The organism is Gluconacetobacter johannae, from assembly GCF_014174305.1.
Lineage (GTDB): Bacteria > Pseudomonadota > Alphaproteobacteria > Acetobacterales > Acetobacteraceae > Gluconacetobacter > Gluconacetobacter johannae.
On the sequence record NZ_JABEQH010000013.1, the window covers coordinates 50,484 to 69,239 of the forward strand.

General features: G+C 67.7%; 19 protein-coding genes. 6 read left to right on the forward strand and 13 right to left on the reverse strand.

The genetic code is table 11. The annotated features are described in order from the left end of the window. Positions 1-8: 8 nt before the first annotated feature. Positions 9-485 carry a DUF3429 domain-containing protein gene (locus HLH21_RS10625; RefSeq protein ID WP_182943735.1) on the reverse strand — a complete coding sequence of 159 codons (477 nt, stop codon included), beginning with the start codon at positions 483-485 and terminating at the stop codon, positions 9-11. A gap of 143 nt (positions 486-628) precedes the next feature. Between HLH21_RS10625 and eno the strand changes: the two genes are divergently transcribed. Beyond that, positions 629-1,909: a phosphopyruvate hydratase gene (eno, locus tag HLH21_RS10630; protein ID WP_182943736.1), complete on the forward strand. Its 1,281-nt coding sequence runs from the start codon at positions 629-631 to the stop codon at positions 1,907-1,909. A 134-nt stretch (positions 1,910-2,043) separates the two neighbouring features. After that, complete coding sequence (locus tag HLH21_RS10635; RefSeq protein WP_182943737.1) at positions 2,044-2,373, forward strand: FtsB family cell division protein; 330 nt, start codon at positions 2,044-2,046, stop codon at positions 2,371-2,373. A 109-nt stretch (positions 2,374-2,482) separates the two neighbouring features. Here the strand turns inward: HLH21_RS10635 and rpmG are convergent, their stop codons facing one another. Further along, positions 2,483-2,650 (reverse strand): 50S ribosomal protein L33, encoded by a 168-nt coding sequence (gene rpmG / locus HLH21_RS10640; RefSeq protein WP_176640578.1) that lies wholly within the window; start codon positions 2,648-2,650, stop codon positions 2,483-2,485. Positions 2,651-2,809: 159 nt separating this feature from the next. Between rpmG and HLH21_RS10645 the strand changes: the two genes are divergently transcribed. After that, positions 2,810-4,018 (forward strand): molybdopterin molybdotransferase MoeA, encoded by a 1,209-nt coding sequence (locus HLH21_RS10645; protein WP_182943738.1) that lies wholly within the window; start codon positions 2,810-2,812, stop codon positions 4,016-4,018. A gap of 132 nt (positions 4,019-4,150) precedes the next feature. Beyond that, positions 4,151-4,867: a transcriptional repressor LexA gene (gene lexA, locus HLH21_RS10650; RefSeq protein ID WP_182943739.1), complete on the forward strand. Its 717-nt coding sequence runs from the start codon at positions 4,151-4,153 to the stop codon at positions 4,865-4,867. A 7-nt stretch (positions 4,868-4,874) separates the two neighbouring features. Here the strand turns inward: lexA and bioD are convergent, their stop codons facing one another. From bioD to HLH21_RS10665, 3 genes are read right to left on the reverse strand one after another with little or no spacing between them, the layout of a single operon-like run. Beyond that, positions 4,875-6,293 (reverse strand): dethiobiotin synthase, encoded by a 1,419-nt coding sequence (gene bioD, locus HLH21_RS10655; RefSeq protein ID WP_182943740.1) that lies wholly within the window; start codon positions 6,291-6,293, stop codon positions 4,875-4,877. Next, on the reverse strand, positions 6,290-6,976 hold the full coding sequence (locus HLH21_RS10660) for an alpha/beta fold hydrolase (protein ID WP_306414195.1): 687 nt from the start codon (positions 6,974-6,976) through the stop codon (positions 6,290-6,292). Before HLH21_RS10660 ends, bioD begins: the two co-directional genes overlap by 4 nt. Beyond that, complete coding sequence (locus tag HLH21_RS10665) at positions 6,966-8,162, reverse strand: aminotransferase class I/II-fold pyridoxal phosphate-dependent enzyme (protein WP_182943741.1); 1,197 nt, start codon at positions 8,160-8,162, stop codon at positions 6,966-6,968. The genes HLH21_RS10660 and HLH21_RS10665 overlap by 11 nt, the downstream gene beginning before the upstream one ends. A gap of 69 nt (positions 8,163-8,231) precedes the next feature. Here HLH21_RS10665 and HLH21_RS10670 point away from each other — a divergent pair, with 69 nt between their 5' ends. After that, positions 8,232-9,497 carry an adenosylmethionine--8-amino-7-oxononanoate transaminase gene (locus HLH21_RS10670; RefSeq protein ID WP_182943742.1) on the forward strand — a complete coding sequence of 422 codons (1,266 nt, stop codon included), beginning with the start codon at positions 8,232-8,234 and terminating at the stop codon, positions 9,495-9,497. Between the two features lie 55 nt (positions 9,498-9,552). Here the strand turns inward: HLH21_RS10670 and HLH21_RS10675 are convergent, their stop codons facing one another. Both HLH21_RS10675 and prmC read right to left on the reverse strand, forming a co-directional pair. Beyond that, positions 9,553-9,999: a DUF4167 domain-containing protein gene (locus HLH21_RS10675; RefSeq protein WP_182943798.1), complete on the reverse strand. Its 447-nt coding sequence runs from the start codon at positions 9,997-9,999 to the stop codon at positions 9,553-9,555. A gap of 271 nt (positions 10,000-10,270) precedes the next feature. Beyond that, entirely contained in the window at positions 10,271-11,143 is an 873-nt protein-coding gene (prmC, locus tag HLH21_RS10680; RefSeq protein WP_182943743.1) for a peptide chain release factor N(5)-glutamine methyltransferase, read from the reverse strand. Positions 11,144-11,174: 31 nt separating this feature from the next. Between prmC and HLH21_RS10685 the strand changes: the two genes are divergently transcribed. Next, positions 11,175-11,639, forward strand: coding sequence for a hypothetical protein (locus HLH21_RS10685; protein WP_182943744.1), 465 nt, complete (start codon positions 11,175-11,177; stop codon positions 11,637-11,639). Between the two features lie 16 nt (positions 11,640-11,655). Here the strand turns inward: HLH21_RS10685 and prfA are convergent, their stop codons facing one another. The 6 genes from prfA to HLH21_RS10715 form a co-directional block, all read right to left on the reverse strand. After that, entirely contained in the window at positions 11,656-12,714 is a 1,059-nt protein-coding gene (gene prfA, locus HLH21_RS10690) for a peptide chain release factor 1 (protein ID WP_182943745.1), read from the reverse strand. A gap of 5 nt (positions 12,715-12,719) precedes the next feature. Continuing rightward, positions 12,720-13,970 (reverse strand): histidine--tRNA ligase, encoded by a 1,251-nt coding sequence (gene hisS, locus HLH21_RS10695; protein WP_182943746.1) that lies wholly within the window; start codon positions 13,968-13,970, stop codon positions 12,720-12,722. An 82-nt stretch (positions 13,971-14,052) separates the two neighbouring features. Continuing rightward, the gene (ispG, locus tag HLH21_RS10700) at positions 14,053-15,213 is read right to left on the reverse strand and encodes a flavodoxin-dependent (E)-4-hydroxy-3-methylbut-2-enyl-diphosphate synthase (RefSeq protein WP_182943747.1); all 1,161 of its coding nucleotides are present in this window, start codon (positions 15,211-15,213) and stop codon (positions 14,053-14,055) included. Between the two features lie 124 nt (positions 15,214-15,337). Then, positions 15,338-16,420 (reverse strand): helix-turn-helix domain-containing protein, encoded by a 1,083-nt coding sequence (locus HLH21_RS10705; protein WP_182943748.1) that lies wholly within the window; start codon positions 16,418-16,420, stop codon positions 15,338-15,340. Then, on the reverse strand, positions 16,417-17,472 hold the full coding sequence (locus HLH21_RS10710) for an NAD(P)H-dependent flavin oxidoreductase (protein WP_246379597.1): 1,056 nt from the start codon (positions 17,470-17,472) through the stop codon (positions 16,417-16,419). Before HLH21_RS10710 ends, HLH21_RS10705 begins: the two co-directional genes overlap by 4 nt. A gap of 1 nt (position 17,473) precedes the next feature. After that, entirely contained in the window at positions 17,474-18,727 is a 1,254-nt protein-coding gene (locus HLH21_RS10715) for an aspartate kinase (RefSeq protein ID WP_182943750.1), read from the reverse strand. Positions 18,728-18,756: the final 29 nt, after the last annotated feature.

Sequence of the window (18,756 nt, forward strand, 5' to 3'; positions counted from 1 at the left end):
GGCCGGCCTTATACCAGCCGGACCAGCAGGACGGCCGCAAGGCACGTCACCACGACAACGGTAACGCACAGGCGCAGGGCGAGGTAACCCGACGGCAGGTCTCCCCTGCGCCATGCCGCCCGCTCCGCCAGGAAAACGCCTCCGAATCCGGCCAGCAGAACGGCCAGGCCTATCGTCATGTGACCCAGGAAGGTCACATGGATCGCCAGCCAGCCGATCAGGACGGGCAGCCCGCCCAGCAGCAGCCGCCGGTTATCGGTCCGCGCCATTCCCGGCACAGCGACGATGGCCGGCGACTCCAGCGCCAGCCCCCAATGGACCGCCCCGGTAAAGGCCAGCAGAAGGGCGGAATATTCCACCAGCGCCATCATAAGGCCGGGCACCGGGCGATCGGCGGGGAAAAAGATCACCCCGGCGGAGCAGACGATGACTGGAAACAGGCTGGCGATCCCCATTATGATCGCCAGAAGGGGCAGGCGTTTCATGTTCTTCTCCATCACCTCCTGCTATGGTCCCCGCCGTGACGGGGCGCCCCCTGTCCGGTCTTCATGGGGCGAGCCGGTCGCCGTTGCGTCTTCCGGCCAAACCTGCAACGGGCCCAATATCCACATAACGAGGAAGCAGATCCATGAGTGCTATCGTCGATATCATCGCGCGTGAGATCCTGGACAGCCGCGGCAATCCGACGGTCGAGGTCGATGTCGAACTGGCGTCGGGCGCCAAGGGCCGCGCCGCCGTGCCCTCGGGTGCGTCGACCGGCGCGCACGAGGCGGTCGAACTGCGTGACGGCGACAAGTCGCGCTATGGCGGCAAGGGTGTCCTGAAGGCCGTCGAGCACATCGAGAAAGAGATCCTGGAAGCCCTGCAGGGCGCCGAATCGATGGATCAGGTCGCGATCGACGAGGCGATGATCGACCTGGATGGCACGCCGAACAAGGCCCGCCTGGGCGCCAACGCGATCCTGGCCGTGTCGCTGGCCGTGGCCAAGGCGTCGGCCGAGGAATTGCAGGTTCCGCTCTATCGCTATGTCGGCGGTGTCTATGCCCGCACCCTTCCCGTCCCGATGATGAACATCGTCAATGGCGGGCAGCATGCCGACAACCCGATCGACATCCAGGAATTCATGATCCAGCCGGTCGGGGCGCCCACGATCGCCGACGCGGTCCGCGTGGGCTCCGAGATCTTCGCGCAGCTGAAGAAGAACCTGTCGGCCGCCGGCCATAACACCAATGTCGGCGATGAAGGCGGCTTCGCCCCCGGCCTGAAATCGGCGGACGAGGCGCTGGGCTTCATCACCAAGGCGGTCGAAGCCGCCGGCTATCGTCCCGGCGAGGACGTGACCTTCGCGCTGGACTGCGCCTCGACCGAATTCTATCGCGACGGCCGCTACGTGATGGAGGGTGAAGGCAAGAACCTGGATTCGGCCGGCATGGTCGCCTACCTGGCCGACCTGGCCAGCCGCTATCCGATCGTGTCGATCGAGGACGGCCTGGCCGAGGACGACTGGGAAGGCTGGGCAACCCTGACTGCGACCCTGGGCAAGACGGTCCAGCTTGTCGGTGACGACCTGTTCGTCACCAACCCCGACCGCCTGCGTCGCGGGATCAAGGCCGGGGTGGCGAATTCGCTGCTGGTGAAGGTCAACCAGATCGGCACGTTGAGCGAGACGCTGGAGGCGGTCGAGATGGCCCATCGCGCCGGCTATACCGCCGTCATGAGCCACCGGTCCGGCGAGACCGAGGATTCGACGATCGCCGACCTGGCGGTCGCCACCAATTGCGGGCAGATCAAGACCGGTTCGCTGTCGCGTTCCGACCGGACAGCCAAATACAACCAGCTGATCCGCATCGAGAACGAACTGGCCACGGCAGCCCGCTATGCGGGCCGCACGATCCTGAAATCGGCCTGATTTCCGTCACAAATTTGCCCCGATCCGGCGGAAACTGAAAGAAGACAGTTCCACACTCCCGCCGGATCGGGAATAATTTCCCACGGAAACCGCCCCGCCGCATGTCCGGGGCCAGTTGGAAGGGAAGATCGCCCATGCAGATCGGCCGGATGATCCGACGGGCAGCCCGCATGGTCGTTCCCCCTGCCCTGTTCATCGGCCTGACCGCCTATTTCGGCTGGAACGTCATGCAAGGCGACCATGGGCTGCACAGCTACGCTGCCCAGCTTCACCTGCTGGACGAAGCCAGGGCCGCCCAGCAGGACGCGATGTCGGAGCAGGCGGCCTGGAGCCGGCGGGTGCATGGCCTCAAGGAAAGCGCGCTGGACACCGATACGCTGGACGAGCGGTCACGGGCGATGCTCAACCTTGCCCGGCCGGATGAACTGGTCGTGCCCTACGGGCCGCACGATCATCTGTACTGAAGCGCAGGACAGCGTGCCGAACAAAAAAAGCCGGGCGGCCCGATGTCGGGCCGCCCGGCTTTTTCATGACATGCCTTCGGGGAAAGTCCCCGATGGACACGTCGGTGCGTTATTTGATCTTCGCTTCACGGAAGGCGACATGCTTCCGCGCGACGGGATCGTATTTCCGCATCTCGAGCTTGCCGGTCTGGGCACGGGCGTTCTTCTTCGTGACGTAGAAGTACCCGGTGTCCGCCGTCGAGACGAGCTTGATCTGGATGGTGTTGGTCTTGGCCATGGAATCCTCAGCACTGCTCCGCCGCTGCTGGAACAATCAGGTGCAGCAGTGGTTCAAGTCGGCGGAAAATGCGCATACACAGCCCTCAGGTCAAGCGTTAGTCACGCGAATCGGCGAGATATATGTCGATCCCGCCAGGAAACAGGGAAAATCCGATAGATGCTGAGTGTTTCCGAGGCCCAGGAACGGATTCTGGCGAACCTTGCGCCAACGGGAACCGAACTGGTCCCGCTGGCCGAGTCCTGGAGGCGGGTCGCCGCGGCCGACATCACCGCCCGGCTGGACAACCCGCCGGCGGATATGTCGGCCATGGATGGCTACGCCGTCCGCGCGGCGGAATGCCGGTCGGGCGACACGCTGCGCGTCATCGGCGAAAGCCCGGCGGGCCGCCCCTTCACCGGCGGGGTGGAGCCCGGCACCTGTGTGCGCCTGTATACCGGAAGCGTCCTGCCCGCCGGGGCGGACAGCATCCTGATCCAGGAGAACGCGCGGGTGGAGCCGGGTGAGCGGATCACGGCACTGTCCGACGCGGAGGCGGGCCGGCATATCCGCCGACGCGGGCAGGATTTCGGGCTGGGGCAGACGGTCGTGCCGGCGGGACGCCACATCCTGGCGCGCGAGGTCGGGCTGATCGCGGCGGCGAACCATGCCTGGGTGCCGGTTCACCGGCGCCCCGTCGTCGCGATCCTGTCGGCGGGGGACGAGATCACCCTGCCCGGCGGGGACATTCCCCCGGGCGGGATCGTCAATTCCAACGCGCCGATGCTGGCCGCGCTGGTGCGGGCCTGCGGGGGGACGCCGGTGATCCTGCCGACCGCGCGCGACGACGCGGCCGAGATCGCGCGCCTCGCCGGCGGGCTGGAGACCGCCGACCTGCTGCTGACCGCGGGCGGCGCCAGCGTCGGGCGCTACGACCTGGTGCAGGAGGGATTGGGCCGGATCGGGTTGAAGGTCGATTTCTGGAAGATCGCCATGCGTCCGGGCAAGCCCCTGATGCATGGCCGAATCGGCCGGCTGCCCGTGCTGGGCCTGCCCGGCAACCCGGTGGCGGCGCTGGTCTGCGGGGTCCTGTTCATCCTGCCGGCGATTCGGGCGATGTCCGGCCGGTCGGACGTGATGGCGGAACATGATGTGGCGCGACTGGGCAGCGCGTTGCCGGCCAATGACCAGCGGCTGGATCATCTGCGCGCCGGCGTGGCCCGCGCGGACGACGGCGGGCTGGTCGCGACGGCGTTTTCCCGGCAGGATTCGGCCATGTTGCGGACCCTGGCCGACAGCCAGGCGCTGCTTGTCCGCCCCCCGCACGCCCCGGCCGCGGAACCGGGCGAACTGTGCCGGATCATTCGGCTGGACAATATGTTCATCTGATATCCGGGCGGGCCGTGATGTTGACGGAGGGGCAGGAACCAATATAGAACATTCGAAAGAGGTTTCCTGTTTGTTCCAAATTCTGGCAACGGAACGGTCAACCATCGGAACGGCACGATCACGGGGGCTCCAATGCTGACGCGCAAGCAACATGAACTCCTGCTGTTCATCGACCGACACCTGAAACAGACGGGTTTTTCGCCCTCCTTCGATGAAATGAAGGATGCGCTGAACCTGCGATCCAAATCCGGAATCCATCGCCTGATTTCCGCGCTGGAGGAACGCGATTTCCTGAAACGGCGCCACCACCGCGCTCGCGCGCTGGAGGTGCTGCGCCTGCCCGAAGTCGCCCCGCCGGTGCAGGAGGACCCGCCGGCTCCACTGCCGGCCGAGGCCTTCGTGCCCAACGTCATCAAGGGCGATTTCGCCAGCCGCCTGACCGGCGCCCCGGTTGCGACCGAGGCCGGGGCCATCAATCTGCCGTTCTACGGGCGGATCGCCGCCGGCCAGCCGATCGAAGCCATGCGCGACACCGGCGCGCAGATCGAGGTCCCGCTGACGCTGCTGGGGTCGGGCGACCATTACGCGCTGGAGGTTGCGGGCGATTCGATGATCGAGGCCGGAATCCTGGACGGCGACACCGTCATCATCCGGCAAAGCGACAGGGCCGAGAACGGGCAGATCGTCGTCGCGCTGATCGACGATCTGGAGGTCACGCTGAAACGGCTGCGCCGGCGTGGCAGCACGATCGCCCTGGAGCCGGCCAACGCGCGCTACGAATCCCGCATCGTCCCATCGGACCGCGTGCGTATCCAGGGGCTTCTGGTCGGCCTGCTGCGACAATATTAGAGGTTGCTTAAAGGCGTCCCCGCCACAGGGCGTCGAAGGGCGGCAGCATCCCGGCCAGTTGTCCGACCTGTTCTGGTCCGATCGTCTCCAGATGCGGAAATTCCGCCAGGACCCTGGTTGCGCCGAACAGTGCAATCGCCCGTCGGGCCTCGGCGGACGGTGGTCCGTTCAGGATCACCCCGGCCACCGCAATCCCTCTTTGCCGCAGGGCCGACAAACTCATCAGCGTGTGGTTGATCGTGCCCAACTGGCTGCGTGCGACCAGGACCACCGGCAGGGCGAAGCGGGCGATCAAGTCGATCATCAGGCAATCCGCGCTGACGGGAACCATGATCCCCCCTGCCCCTTCGACCACCAGCGGCCCGTCGTCGATCGCGGCCGGCAGGACGATGGCCTCGGCATCAATCGCGGTCCCTTCCCGTTCCGCCGCATCGAAGGGCGACAGGGGCGCCGCCAGGACGGCCGCGGGCGCGTGCAGGCGCGCGGTGTCCAGGCCGGCCAGCGCCGTGACCGTGTCGCTGTCGGCGGTCTCCTCGGCAATGCCGGTTTGCAGCGGTTTCCAGTAGGACGCATCCCACGCCCGCAGCAGGCAGGACGAGACCAGGGTCTTGCCCACACCGGTATCGGTACCGGTGACGAAGACCCCCTGCCGTGCGGGCCTGCGAAAAAGCCCGTAGCCAATCTCATAGCTCGCGGTGACCGCCCCGTCCTGCCCCAGGTCGCCCAGAAGGCGCCGCAACGTGCCTGGATCGGCGGGCCGTGCCCCTTCACGCGGCAGCGAGGCGCCGATCTGGCGCAATTCCCGCACGAAATCGAGCGCCGTGGCCGGACGGTCGAGGATGGTCTCGCCGGCCCACCTGCCCTGGAGCGGCCAGGGCCGGTCCGCATCCAGTTGGCGCAGGTCCGGATAGGACGGCACCGGGCAGGCCAGGCCCCGTCGCGCGTAGGCCGCGCGCCATTCGGCGAAGCTGCCAGCGCACAGGGTGGACAACGCCAGCATGCCCCCCGGCGCCAGCAGACCAGCCAGCCGACCGAGTGCGCCCGCGCGGTCCCCGAACCATTGCATCGCCAGGCTGGAACAGACCAGGTCGAAGCTCTCGCCCGCCAGGGCCGGGCTTTCCGCGTCCATTGCCAGAAAACGGGTATCGCCCCCCAGCGGGGCCAGCCGCCGTCGCGCGCGCGCGACCATCGCGGGGGCCAGGTCGGTCACCGTCAGGGCGGCATCGGGGAACATCCGGCGCAGCATGTCGCTCAGGAAGCCGGTGCCGCACCCGATTTCCAGGATGCGGGCCGGTGGGGCGGCCGGATAGGCCGAGGCGATGCGATCGGCCAGACGGCGCGCCACCAGCAACTGGACCCGCGCGACGGCATCATACGAATCGGCGCCGCCGAATCGCGCGGCGATCGCCTGGCGGCGTGTCGTCATGCGCCCAGGCCCCTGCGCGTCATCCGCGATATGGCGGCGGCGCAGATGTCCGGATGGGTCAACGGCAGCAGATGTCCGCCATCCGCCACCCACTCGATCGGCACGGCGGTACTGAAACAGGTCCGGGTCATGTTCGCCGTCACAATTGGGTCGTCCAGCCCCGCAAGAACGGCCATGGGCGGCAGCGTCGCACCGATCGCCGCCTCGTCCAGCGCGGGGCGGGCGTCTTCGTCACGCAGCATTGCCAGCCCGGCCGCCAGTCGCCCGGCCTGGGCCGGGCCCGGCAGGTCGGCCGCGATTCCGGCGCGGCGGCGGAATGTCAGGACAACGTCGTCGGGATTCTGTTCCAGGCCCTGGATCATGCGCCCGACGACGCGGGGCGGAACGCCCGCCGGAAAATCCGCCGCCGCGCTGAAGCGGGCAAAACCGTTAATCAGCACCATCCCGACGCACCCTTCAGGAGGATGGCGCAGCAGCCACAGCGCCCCCAGCGAATGACCGACGGCGACGAAGGGGCGCGCCGGACGTGCCGCCATCCGCTCCGGCCCGAAAAATCCGAAATCGAGGTCAATTCCATCTGTCCTGCCCAGGGCGGAGCGGATGGGGGTCCAGAAACCGGGGGCGAATCCCCAGCCATGCACGAACATCAGGCCGGGCTCCGTCCCTGCCCGATCAGACGCCAAGGCCGAGGTCCTTCACGGCGGCGCCCAGCGCATGCAGCAGGCTGTCGATCATGTCGTCCCCATGTGCGGCGCTGAGCGCCAGGCGGATGCGCGCCCCGCCCGCCGGCACCGTCGGTGGGCGGATCGCCGTGCCGACGATGCCGCGTGCCGCCAATGCCTGCGCCAGGGCCAGCGCCGCTCCGGATTCCCCCACCATGACAGGGACGATCTGGGTGCTGGACGCGCCGGTGGACAGGCCCAGGGCCGCGACGGCCGACCGCACCCGGTCACCCAGGCCGGCCAGGCGGCGCCGTTCGTCGTCCAGGCTCGGCACGAGGTCGAGTGCCGCGTCGATCGCGCCCAGGACCCCTGGCGGCAGGGCGGTCGTATAGATGAAGCCCGAACAGGTGCTGGTCAGCCAGTCGCACAGCGCCCGTGACCCCGCGATATAGGCGCCGAACCCGCCCAGGGCCTTGCTGAACGTTCCCATGGTCAGGTCGACGCCGCCGGCCGCGACGGACAACCCCCGGCCGCCCGGCCCCAGGACGCCGGTCGCGTGGGCCTCGTCCAGATACAGGAACGCATCGTGCCGATGGGCCAGCGCGCGCAGGGCCGCGACGTCCGCACGGTCGCCATCCATGCTGAACACGCTTTCGGTCACGATGAAGCGCAGGCCCGGCTCGGCCCGGCGCTGTTCAAGAAGACGCTGGAGATGGTCGATATCGTTATGCGCGAAGCGGATCTGCCGTATGCCGGCGGCCATGCAGCCATGATGTAGGCTGGCGTGGTTCAGCCGGTCGGTAAAGACCACGGCCGGGGCGCCGGTCTGCTCGGCCGACAGGCGGAACAGCGCCGGCAGGACGGCCGCGTTGGCCTGCCAGCCCGATGCCAGCAGCAAGGCGGCCTCCGTGCCCTTGAAACGGGCCAGCTTGTCCTCGACCGACAGATGCTGCGTGCTGGTGCCCGTCACCAGCCGCGACGCGCCGCTGCCGGTTCCGAACCGGTCGGTCCATTCGGCGGCGCGCCGGCGCAGGGCGGGATGCCAGGACAGGCCCAGATAGTCGTTCGATGAAAAATTCAGCAGCCTTGCGCCGTCCCTGCGAACGACCACCGGCCCCTCGCGCCCGACCGGCGACAGGCTGCGACGCACCTGTCGTCGGGACAGGTCGTCCAGGGCGCTCTGGAAAAAAGGATCGAAACGGGTCATGAAGCGACGTTTTCTGCCGGACCCCAAGGTGCCGGTCAATTCCCGTCTATCATGTCGGAGGACGCAGCGATGACCGCGCCGGACTGGTTCGAGGCCGGATTGCCCCATATCTGGCTGCCCTACACGCAGATGCACACGGCATCGCCTCCGCTGGCCGCCGTCGCGACCGACGGCTGCCGGATCCGGCTGGCCGACGGTCGCGAACTGATCGACGGCATCGCGTCCTGGTGGACGGCCTGCCACGGATATAACCATCCCTACATCCGGCAGGCCGCCACCCAGCAGTTGGCGCGCATGCCGCACGTCATGTTCGGCGGGCTGGTGCATGAACCGGCGTTGCGTCTGGCGCATCGCCTGGCCGGCCTGTTGCCGGGTGACCTGGAGCGCGTGTTCTTCACCGATTCCGGGTCCGTCGCCGTCGAAGTCGCGATCAAGATGGCGATCCAGTACTGGCTGAACCGGGGCGAGAACCGGCGCACCCGCCTGGTGGCGTTTCGTGGCGGCTACCACGGGGACACCCTGGCGACGATGGCCGTCTGCGACCCCGAGGAAGGGATGCACAGCCTGTTTTCAGGGGTCCTGCCGACGCATCTCATTGCCGACCTGCCCCGCGACGACGCATCGCGGGCGGCGCTGGACGCCCTGCTGGTCACCGAAGGCGAAACTGTGGCGGCGATCCTGGTCGAACCGCTGGTCCAGGGTGCGGGCGGGATGGTCTTCCACGATCCGGCGACCCTGCGTCATCTGCGCGCCCTCGCCGATCGCCATGGAATCCTGCTGGTCTTCGATGAAATCTTCACCGGGTTCGGACGCACCGGCACGTTCTTCGCCTGCCAGCAGGCCGGGGTGGTGCCGGATATCGTGACGCTGTCCAAGGCGCTGTCGGGCGGCACCGTGCCCCTGGCCGCGACCGTCGCCCGGCGGCATGTCTATGAGGCCTTCCTGTCCGATAATCCGCTGCATGCCCTGATGCATGGCCCGACCTTCATGGCCAATCCTCTAGCCTGCGCGTGCGCCAACGCGTCGCTGGACCTGTTCGCGCGCGAGCCGCGCCTGGAACAGGTCGCGGCGATCGGCGCGCAGATGCACACGGAACTGGAATCGTGTCGCCACCTGCCGGGCGTCCGGGACGTGCGGGTCATGGGGGCCATCGGTGTCGTGGAACTGGAGCGGATCGAAGACATGAACCGCCTGAAGGCGCGTCTTGTCGACCAGGGCGTCTGGATCCGCCCGTTCCGGACGATCGTCTATCTGACGCCATCCTTCACCATCGCGCCGTCCGAACTGGCGCATCTGACCCGCGCCATCCGGACCGTATTGTCCGATCCGGCCTGATCGGCGATCGGGCCTGTCCGGGTCATGCGTCCCGGACAGGCCCGATCGCGGGAAATCAGACCTCGGCCGAAGCCAGTTCCACGTCGGCCTGCGGCTTGCCCTTGTCGTTCGACACGTCTTCGGCCGGTGCGGGCTCGTCGCCTTCGCTGTCGTCGCTTTCCGTAATGGCGGCGGCGGGGCGCTGGCGGGCCTGGCGTTCCTGCTGGTTCTGCTGCGCCGCCTGGGTCATGGCGTTGAGAATGCGGAAATAATGTTCGGCATGCTGGAAGTAGGCTTCCGCCATGACCCGGTCGCCCGAACCGCTGGCATCGCGGCCCAGTTGCAGATATTTTTCAAATAACTGCTGGGCCGTTCCGCGAATACGCAGATCGGGGCCATTGCTGTCGAACACATGGTTCCGGTTCAGCGGGATCTGGCCGTTTTGCTGGCGTACACTGCCGCCACCGCCGCCACTGCTGCCGCCCGAACGATGGTGACGGCCTCGCATGCGTTTCATGTTCATAAGCTGTCGCAGCACTTTCCTGTTAACGGTCGCCATCGGAAACCGTCGGGACCACCAGTCCCCTATTGCCCTTTTGGGTGCCCGGCATACCACCCGGCATGTGATCCCATCGCCCTACGCAACAATCGCAGTTTTCTGCCGCCTTTGCGGTCAGACCCGTTGTCACGCGTTCAGGATCGGGACGCGGCAGTTATAAGGGGCCATATGCCCCCTGCCAGCATTCCACGGGCAATTTATTCCCTTATACACGCTCTGCCAAATGGTTTTTTGTTCAACAGCCGCGCAGCTGCATCAGGACTGCACGCGGAATACCGCCCAGGTCGGCACGGACGTCCAGGATTTCCAGTCCTGCCTGCCGCGCCAGCGCCGGCATGTCGCCTTCCTGGCCGATCCCAATTTCGAAAATCGCAATGCCGTCATGCGCCAGAAGCGACGGTAGCGCCGCCGTCAGGATACGGTAGGCGTCCAGCCCGTCGATCCCGCCATCCAGCGCCCGTGCGGGTTCATGGTCGCGGACGTCGGGCATCAGGCCCGCCAGGTCCCCATGTGGAATATAGGGCGGGTTGCTGAACACGACGTCGAATCTGCCGTCGATCGCCGATGCCCAGCTGGCGTTTATCATGGCGCACCGCGCCGCCAGTCCGGTATGGCGCGCGTTACGGGCCGCCAGCCGGGCGGCGTCGGGCGAGATATCGACCCCCATCCCCCAGGCGTCGCCATATTCGGACAAGGCGGCCAGCAGCAGGCAGCCCGTGCCCGTGCCCAGATCCAGCACGCTGCGGACCGACGCGCGATCCGGACGGTGGTGCAGCAGGGCCTCGACCAGCGTTTCGCTGTCGGGGCGAGGAATGAGGGTCGCCGGCGAGGTTTCCAGGTCCAGGGACCAGAAACCGGCACGACCGGTAATATAGGCGATCGGTTCATGCGCCGCCCGGCGGTCGATCGCGTCGAGGAACGCCCCGCGCGCCGACATGTCCACGCTGTGCCGCGCCAGCAGGCCGGCAAGGTCGGTCCGCAGGACATGGGCCAGCAGCAGCCGTGCCTCGCGCCGCGGATTGTCCAGGCCGGCCGCCCGCAGACGTTCGGCCCCTTCGGCGAGAAGCGGCCCCGGCGCCTGATGGCCTGCTGTATCCGCCCCTTTCATTTCAACGATGATCCATCCTAATCTTGCCTCCATGAACGTTCCCGTCCGTCCACGGATATGCGTTTGCGTGCTGTTGTCCGGCCTGGCCCTGGCGGTACCGCTGCGGCAGGCCCAGGCCGGGTCGTTCGTCGTGGTCGATGTGCGGGCCCAGTCCGAGGTATCGGAAATATCCCGCCTTTATGTCGATGACCAGCTTGTCGCCACGTTCAGCCTGGATGCCGACCACCCGCAGCAGATGGCCAGGATCGAGATTCCGGCGGAACGCGTGAACCACAGCTATGTGCTGTGTGGCGAGATTACCCTGCGCCTGGCCGACGGGCGCACCGAAATCCACGAGGTCAACGGCGCAGGACTGTTGCATCACCCCGACGGGCACACGCTCGACGCCCTGGGGTCGCGGAATTTCACCGAATTCTATCTGTCCGACCCCGAGGACCCTACGGTGGTGGAACGCCATGCCGGCCGGTCCAGCGTGTGCGCGACGCCATCCTCGTGACGGTCCGGCCCGCTGCCTACAGCCCTTCCGCCGCCAGCAGGGTCGCCTGCTCGTCCTGGGTCAACGCATCGACGAATTCGTCGAGTTCGCCGGCCATGACCCGATCGATCTTGTAGGCTGTCAGGTTGATGCGGTGGTCGGTCACCCGGCCCTGTGGGAAATTATAGGTCCTGATCCGCTCCGACCGGTCGCCCGTTCCCACCTGCGACTTGCGATCGGCGGCGCGGGTGGCGTGGGCGGCGGCGCGTTCGCGTTCGTACAGCCGGGCCATCAGGATCTTCATCGCCTTGGCGCGATTCTTGTGCTGGCTCTTTTCTTCCTGCATCGCCACCACCAGCCCGGTGGGCAGATGGGTGATGCGTACCGCACTTTCGGTCTTGTTGACATGCTGGCCGCCCGCACCGGACGCGCGATAGACGTCGATCCGCAGGTCGCCGTCATTGATGTGGACATCGACGTCGCCGGCCTCGGGCAGGACGGCCACGGTTACGGTCGAGGTATGGATGCGCCCCTGGCTTTCGGTCGCGGGCACGCGCTGGACCCGGTGCACGCCGGATTCGTACTTCAGCCGCGCGAAGACGCCGCGCCCGGTGATGTTGGCGATGCCTTCGCGCAGGCCGCCCAGTTCGGATTCGTCGAATTCCATGACCTCGAACCGCCAGCCCCGCAACGCGGCATAGCGGCGATAGGCGTCGAACAGCGCCGCGGCGAACAGGGCGGCCTCGTCCCCACCGGCCGCCGGGCGGATTTCCAGGATCGCGCTGCGTTCGTCGGCCTCGTCGCGCGGCAGCATGGCGATGCGGATATCCTGCCGGATATCGGGAATGCGCGCGCGCAGCGCCTGCAGCTCCATCTCCGCCAGTTCCCGCATTTCGGGGTCGGACAGCAGGGATTGCGACTGGCGTTCCTCCTGCTCGGCCTGGCGCAGTTCGCCGATCTTCGCCACGATCGGCTCGAGGTCGGCATATTCGCGCGAGGCCTTGCTGAAGGCCTCGCCATCCAGCCCCTGGGACAGCATCGCCTGCAATTCTTCGGACCGTGCGACGATCCTGTCCAGCCTGTCGTCGAGCCCCATGATCGTTACCCGCGCACGGCCCCGGCGAGGTAGGCGGCCACCGCGTCCAGCGCGATTTCGGCCTGGCTTCCTTCATCCAGTGCCTTGACCTGCGCCACGCCGCGCGCGATCTCGTCTTCGCCGATCAGGACGGCATGGGTCGCCCCGATCCGGTTTGCCCGCTCCAGCCGGCGCTTGGCATTGCCGCGATAGGCGATCTCGGCCCGGACGCCGTTGGCGCGCAGGGCCTGCAGCAGCGTGACGGAAACGCCGCCGGCGGTATCGCCCAGCGGCACGATCGCCACGGGGCGCGGCGCGGGCGGCGTCGCCTCCAGCAGCATCGACAGCCGCTCGATCCCGCCGGCCCAGCCGATGGCCGGCGTGCGCGGCCCGCCCATCTCGGCCACCAGCCCGTCATAGCGGCCGCCCGCCAGGACGGTGCCCTGTGCGCCCAGGCGTTCGGTCACGAATTCGAAGGCGGTGTGGCCGTAATAATCCAGGCCACGCACGATGCCCGGATTTTCGCGGAACGGCACCCCCAGCAGGTCCAGGGCCGAGCGCAGCCCGTCCCAGAAGGCGCGCGCGTCGTCGGTCAGGAACGCGCCGATCATCGGCGCATCGGCGACCAGCGCCCGGTCCTGCGGCGCCTTGCTGTCGAGGATACGCAACGGATTGCGTTCCAGGCGGGTACGGCTGTCCTCGGACAGTTGGTCCTTGACCTCGGTAAAATAGGCGACCAGCGCGGCGCGCCATGCGGTCCGGCTTTCGGCATCGCCCAGCGTGTTCAGCTCCAGCACCGTCTCGTCCGCGATGCCCAGCGCCTGGAGGATGTCGCGGCCCATCGCAATGGCTTCGGCGTCCGCCAAAGGTTCGGCCGCGCCGATCAGTTCCACCCCGATCTGATGGAATTGCCGGTACCGTCCCTTCTGCGGGCGTTCGTAGCGGAACATCGGCCCTGCGTAGAACACCTTCTGGGGCAGTGACTGCGTCAGGCCGTTGGTCACCAGCGCCCGGCACACCCCCGCCGTGCCCTCGGGCCGCAGGGTCAGGGATTCGCCGCCGCGATCCTCGAACGAATACATCTCCTTGGACACGACGTCCGAGGTGTCGCCCAGCGAGCGGGCGAAGACGCGCGTATCCTCGAAGATCGGCGTCGCCCATTCGTCGAACCCGTACAGGCCGGCAATCCGCCGCGCGGTCTCGACCACATGGGCATGACGCCGCTGCGTCTCGCCGATCAGGTCATGGGTGCCACGGACGGGTTGCAAGCTGCTCACGAATGAAATTCCTGACATGGACAAGGCGCGGCCGCGGGTCAGCCCGCGGCCGCCGGTGTCGTCTTCGGACGGCCCGGGACCGTCAGAGCGCGGTGGACAGGACGGCCTGGGCCTCGGCTTCCGCTTTCGCCTTGCGGGCGGCGTCCTCGGCCTGCAGGGCCTCGACCTTCTTTTCGACCAGATCGACGATGTGCTCGATCATGTCGTCGGCCGGGATGGTGTGGTCCTGACGACCGGCGGAATAGACCATGTGGCGGCCCGATCCGCCGCCGGTCAGGCCGATGTCGGTCATCAGGGCCTCGCCGGGGCCGTTGACCACGCAGCCGATGATCGACAGCGTCAGCGGCGTCTGGACGTGCGCCAGCCGGTCTTCCAGCGTCTGCACGGTCTGGATGACGTTGAACCCCTGGCGCGCGCAGGACGGGCAGGAAATGATCTTCACCCCGCGATGGCGCAGGCCCAGCGACTTGAGGATGTCCCATCCGACCAGGACTTCTTCCTCGGGTTCGGCCGACAGGGACACGCGCATCGTGTCGCCCACGCCCGCCCAAAGCAGATTGCCCAGGCCGATCGAGGATTTGACGGTGCCGGCGCGCCGGCTGCCGGCCTCGGTGATGCCGATATGCAGCGGATGGTCGCAGACTTCGGCCAGTTGCTGGTAGGCGGCGACAGCCAGGAAGACGTCGGACGCCTTCACGCTGATCTTGAATTCGTGGAAATCGTGATCCTGCAGGATTTTGGCATGTTCCAGCGCGCTTTCGACCAGCGCGTCGGGGTTCGGCTCGCCGTATTTTTCCAGCAGGTGCTTTTCCAGCGACCCGGCATTCACGCCGATCCGGATCGAGCAGCCATGATCCTTCGCCGCCTTCACGACCTCACGCACGCGCTCGGGGCTGCCGATGTTGCCGGGGTTGATCCGCAGGCATGCGGCGCCGGCCTGGGCGGCCTCGATCGCGCGCTTGTAGTGGAAATGGATGTCGGCGACGATCGGCACGTTCACTTCGCGCACGATCTCGGCCAGGGCGGCGGTGCTTTCCTCGTCGGGGCAGGACACGCGCACGATGTCGACGCCCGCCAGCTCGGCCCGGCGGATCTGGGCGATCGTCGCCTCGGCGTCGGTGGTCAGGGTGTTGGTCATCGTCTGCACCGACACCGGTGCGTCGCCGCCGACGGGGACCTTGCCGACATGAATCTGCCGCGACTTGCGACGTTCGATATGCTGATACGGACGATAGCTGCTCATGGTCTGCCCTCCGGATGAGGCGATGATAACACGGTTCTATCCGACGGCCTGACGGCCAGGTGCCTTCCCGTCGGTGCTTCCTGCCAAAAAGCGTCTCTCTTGACCAGCCCGCACCGGAACAAGATCAGTGACCGGCGCCGGGTTGGACAGTCGAGGCCGGCGGGTTCGCGGCGGGGCGTGGCGCGGCGGGCGCCGGCGGTGCGGCGACGATGGCCCCGCTGCGGATCGCATCGGGCGTCAGCGGTAGGTTCCGGCGGACGGCGCCATTCCGGCCCAGGGGCTGGGTGGTCACGCCCCCGCTGCTCACCACCAGTCCGCCGGCATTGCCGACCGTCAGCAGCAGATTGCCCTTGTCCGCCGGCGGGGACCAGCTTTCGCCGGCTTGCAGGATATGGTCGTAGATGACCGGACCGCCTGCAACCCTGACCTGCACCCAGCTCTGGGCCGAGGCGCTCAGGGTTATCTGGCCCGGACCGGCGGCCGGGGGCGCGGGCGGCGAAACAGTGGGTGGCGGCGTGACGGCCGGTCCGGCGGCGGGAACGGGCGCCGGGGCACTCGTCGCGGGGGGCGGCGGCATCGGCGCGGGCAATACGGGTGCGGACGCGGTGCTGTCCCCGGTGATGGCCGATTTTTCGGCGCTGGACAGAGGCTGCGGCGGACGAACCGGCGCCTGGTCCGGTGGCGGCAGGACCGAGGCCACCTGCGGCGAGGTCGCGGCCTGATGGGCCATGCCCGGAATCGCCGACGAGACGGACGGCACCTGCTGCGGGGGCGTGGTCTGGAACCCCGTCATCCGATACCAGCCGATATACGCCCCGATGACGACCAGACCGCCCAACAGAGCGATGACCCCGGCCGGCACGGTCCGGTCGGGCACAGGGGCCGGAAACGACAGTTCCGGCTTGTACTCGATGCTGCCTCGGGCTTCGGCCTTGAAACGATGGACCATCGCCTCGCCATCCAGCCCCAGCGCCGTCGCGTAGGTCCGCAGGAAGCCCACGGTATAGACGTTGCCCGGAAGATCGCTCAGGCGCCCCTCTTCCAGGGCCTCGAGAAACGACAGGCGGATCCGCAGCCAGGTGGCCACGTCCGGCAGGGTCCAGCCTAGCTGTTCGCGGCGCGCGCGCAGGGTCGGCCCGACATGGTGCGGGGCGTCGGCCGACCGGGTCCCGGCGGCCGGGTCCGTCGCGCCGCCGCCTTCCGTCACGATTCCCCCGCCGGGGCCTCGCGCCGGACCAGCGCATCGACGGCCTGGTCGACCAGTTCGGCAATGATGGAGGCGACCGGCTGCACGGCGGAAATCATGCCCACCGACTGCCCGGCCATGACCGATCCGTTTTCCACATCCCCCTCGATGACCGCGCGACGCAGCGAGCCCGCCCAGAAATGTTCGATATCCAGTTGCGCCTGCTCCCGCGTCAGTTCGCCGCTCAGGAACCGCTGGATCGTCTCGGCCTGATGCTGCAGGAACCGACGCCCGCCGGCGTTCGACAGGCCCCGCACCGGGATGACGGGGAAGCGTTCATCCAGTTGCACCGAGGTCACCGCGTCACGCGCGTTGGCACGCACGAACGCGGCCTTGAAGCGTTCGTGCGCGATGCTCTCCTCCGAGGCCGCGAAGCGGGTCCCCAGCTGCGCGCCGGCCGCGCCCTGCTCCAGATAGGACAGGATGGCCTCGCCCCGCCCCAGCCCGCCGGCCACGAAGACCGGCACCGAGCGGATGAACGGCAGGACTTCCTGTGCGAGGACCGTCAGCGACACCGGGCCGACATGGCCGCCGGCCTCGGCCCCTTCGATGACCAGGGCATCGACGCCCAGGCGGACCAGGCGCTTGGCCAGCACCAGGGCGGGCGCGAAGGCCATCACCTTTGCCCCGCCGTCCTTGATGGCGCGGATCGCCGGCCCCGGCGGAACGCCGCCGGCCAGCACCACGTGCGTCACCCCGGCCTCGATGCAGACGCGGACCAGGTCGTCCAGGCGCGGATGCATCGTAATGAGGTTGACGCCGAACGGGCGGGTGGTCAGGGCCTTCGTCGCGGCGATTTCCTCGGCCAGCCGGTCGGGTTCCATCGCCCCGCAGGCCAGCACCCCGAACCCCCCGGCGTTGGAGATCGCCGACACCAGGTTCCGTTCGCTGACCCACGACATCGCGCCGGCCAGGATGGCGAACTCGGTGCCGAGAAAGGCGGTGCCGTCGGCCCACAGCCGGTCCAGCCTGGCCCGGGCGGCGGCCCGCTGGGCCGTGTCATCCATCTTCATGTCAGGCGGCGTCGAGGCCATAGGCGGTGTGCAGGGCACGAACCGCCAGTTCGGTATATTCCGCCGCGATCAGCACCGAAACCTTGATCTCGCTGGTGGAGATGACCTGGATGTTGATGTTGCGGTCCGACAGGGTGCGGAACATCGTGTTGGCCACCCCCGCGTGCGACCGCATGCCGACGCCGACGACGCTGATCTTCACCACGTCGTCGTCCGTGACCAGTTCGCCGTACTGGATGATGCCGCGGGCCTGCTCCAGGGCCTGGATGGCGCGGGCGAGGTCCGACTTGCTGGTGGTGAACGTCATGTTCGTCAGGCCGTCGGCGCCCGTGCTTTGCACGATCATGTCGACATTGACGTTCGCGGCCGTCAGCGGTCCGAAAATCGCGGCCGCGATCCCTGGGCGATCGGGCACCCTTCTTACGGAAATCTTGGCTTCGTCGCGGGAATAGGCGATGCCGGCGACCAGTTCCTTTTCCACTATTTCGTCCTCATCCACCACTAATGAACCCGGCAGGCTGCCTTCCGTGGGCGCCGGGCCGTCGACGAAGCTCGACAGCACCTGCACACGCACCCGTTCCTTCATCGCCAGTTCGACACTGCGGGTCTGGAGCACCTTGGCCCCGACCGACGCCAGTTCGAGCATTTCCTCGTACGTGATCTTATCCAGCTTCCGTGCCCTCGCAACAATGCGCGGGTCGGTGGTGTAGATTCCATCGACGTCCGTATAGATGTCGCAGCGATCGGCCTTCAGCGCCGCCGCCAGCGCGACCGCCGAGGTATCCGACCCGCCCCGGCCCAGAGTCGTGATCCGGCCGTCGGGGGCGACTCCCTGGAAGCCGGCGATGACGGGCACCTGCCCCGCCCGCATCCGCTCGATCAGCGCCCCGCCATTGATCGACCCGATCCGGGCCTTGCCGTGCGCGTCGTCGGTGTTCAGGGCAATCTGCCACCCCTGCCAGGAGCGCGCGTCCACCCCGATCGCCTGCAGGGCAATGGCCAGCAGGCCGCTGGTGACCTGTTCGCCCGTTGCGACGACGGCATCATATTCGCGCGCATCGTGCAACGCCGACAGCGACTGGCAATAGCCGACCAGGCGGTTCGTGACTCCGGACATCGCCGAGACGACGACCGCGACCTCGCAGCCCGACGCGACCTGCTTGCGTACTTTTTCCGCTACGGCGCGAATGCGATCAATATCGGCCACCGAAGTGCCACCGAATTTCATCACGATCCGCGGTACGGTAGGAAACATGGACGAGGCTCTCCAGCTCGGCGTGACGG

Coding starts and splice junctions, on each gene's coding strand:
- lexA (WP_182943739.1), top strand. CDS start 4,151: ATGCTGACGCGCAAGCAACATGAACTCCTGCTGTTCATCGACCGACAC.
- HLH21_RS10625 (WP_182943735.1), bottom strand. CDS start 485: ATGAAACGCCTGCCCCTTCTGGCGATCATAATGGGGATCGCCAGCCTG.
- HLH21_RS10670 (WP_182943742.1), top strand. CDS start 8,232: ATGACCGCGCCGGACTGGTTCGAGGCCGGATTGCCCCATATCTGGCTG.
- prmC (WP_182943743.1), bottom strand. CDS start 11,143: ATGAAAGGGGCGGATACAGCAGGCCATCAGGCGCCGGGGCCGCTTCTC.
- rpmG (WP_176640578.1), bottom strand. CDS start 2,650: ATGGCCAAGACCAACACCATCCAGATCAAGCTCGTCTCGACGGCGGAC.
- eno (WP_182943736.1), top strand. CDS start 629: ATGAGTGCTATCGTCGATATCATCGCGCGTGAGATCCTGGACAGCCGC.
- HLH21_RS10675 (WP_182943798.1), bottom strand. CDS start 9,999: ATGAACATGAAACGCATGCGAGGCCGTCACCATCGTTCGGGCGGCAGC.
- HLH21_RS10645 (WP_182943738.1), top strand. CDS start 2,810: ATGCTGAGTGTTTCCGAGGCCCAGGAACGGATTCTGGCGAACCTTGCG.
- HLH21_RS10635 (WP_182943737.1), top strand. CDS start 2,044: ATGCAGATCGGCCGGATGATCCGACGGGCAGCCCGCATGGTCGTTCCC.
- HLH21_RS10710 (WP_246379597.1), bottom strand. CDS start 17,472: ATGAAGATGGATGACACGGCCCAGCGGGCCGCCGCCCGGGCCAGGCTG.
- HLH21_RS10665 (WP_182943741.1), bottom strand. CDS start 8,162: ATGACCCGTTTCGATCCTTTTTTCCAGAGCGCCCTGGACGACCTGTCC.
- ispG (WP_182943747.1), bottom strand. CDS start 15,213: ATGAGCAGCTATCGTCCGTATCAGCATATCGAACGTCGCAAGTCGCGG.
- prfA (WP_182943745.1), bottom strand. CDS start 12,714: ATGGGGCTCGACGACAGGCTGGACAGGATCGTCGCACGGTCCGAAGAA.
- HLH21_RS10685 (WP_182943744.1), top strand. CDS start 11,175: ATGAACGTTCCCGTCCGTCCACGGATATGCGTTTGCGTGCTGTTGTCC.
- bioD (WP_182943740.1), bottom strand. CDS start 6,293: ATGACGACACGCCGCCAGGCGATCGCCGCGCGATTCGGCGGCGCCGAT.
- HLH21_RS10715 (WP_182943750.1), bottom strand. CDS start 18,727: ATGTTTCCTACCGTACCGCGGATCGTGATGAAATTCGGTGGCACTTCG.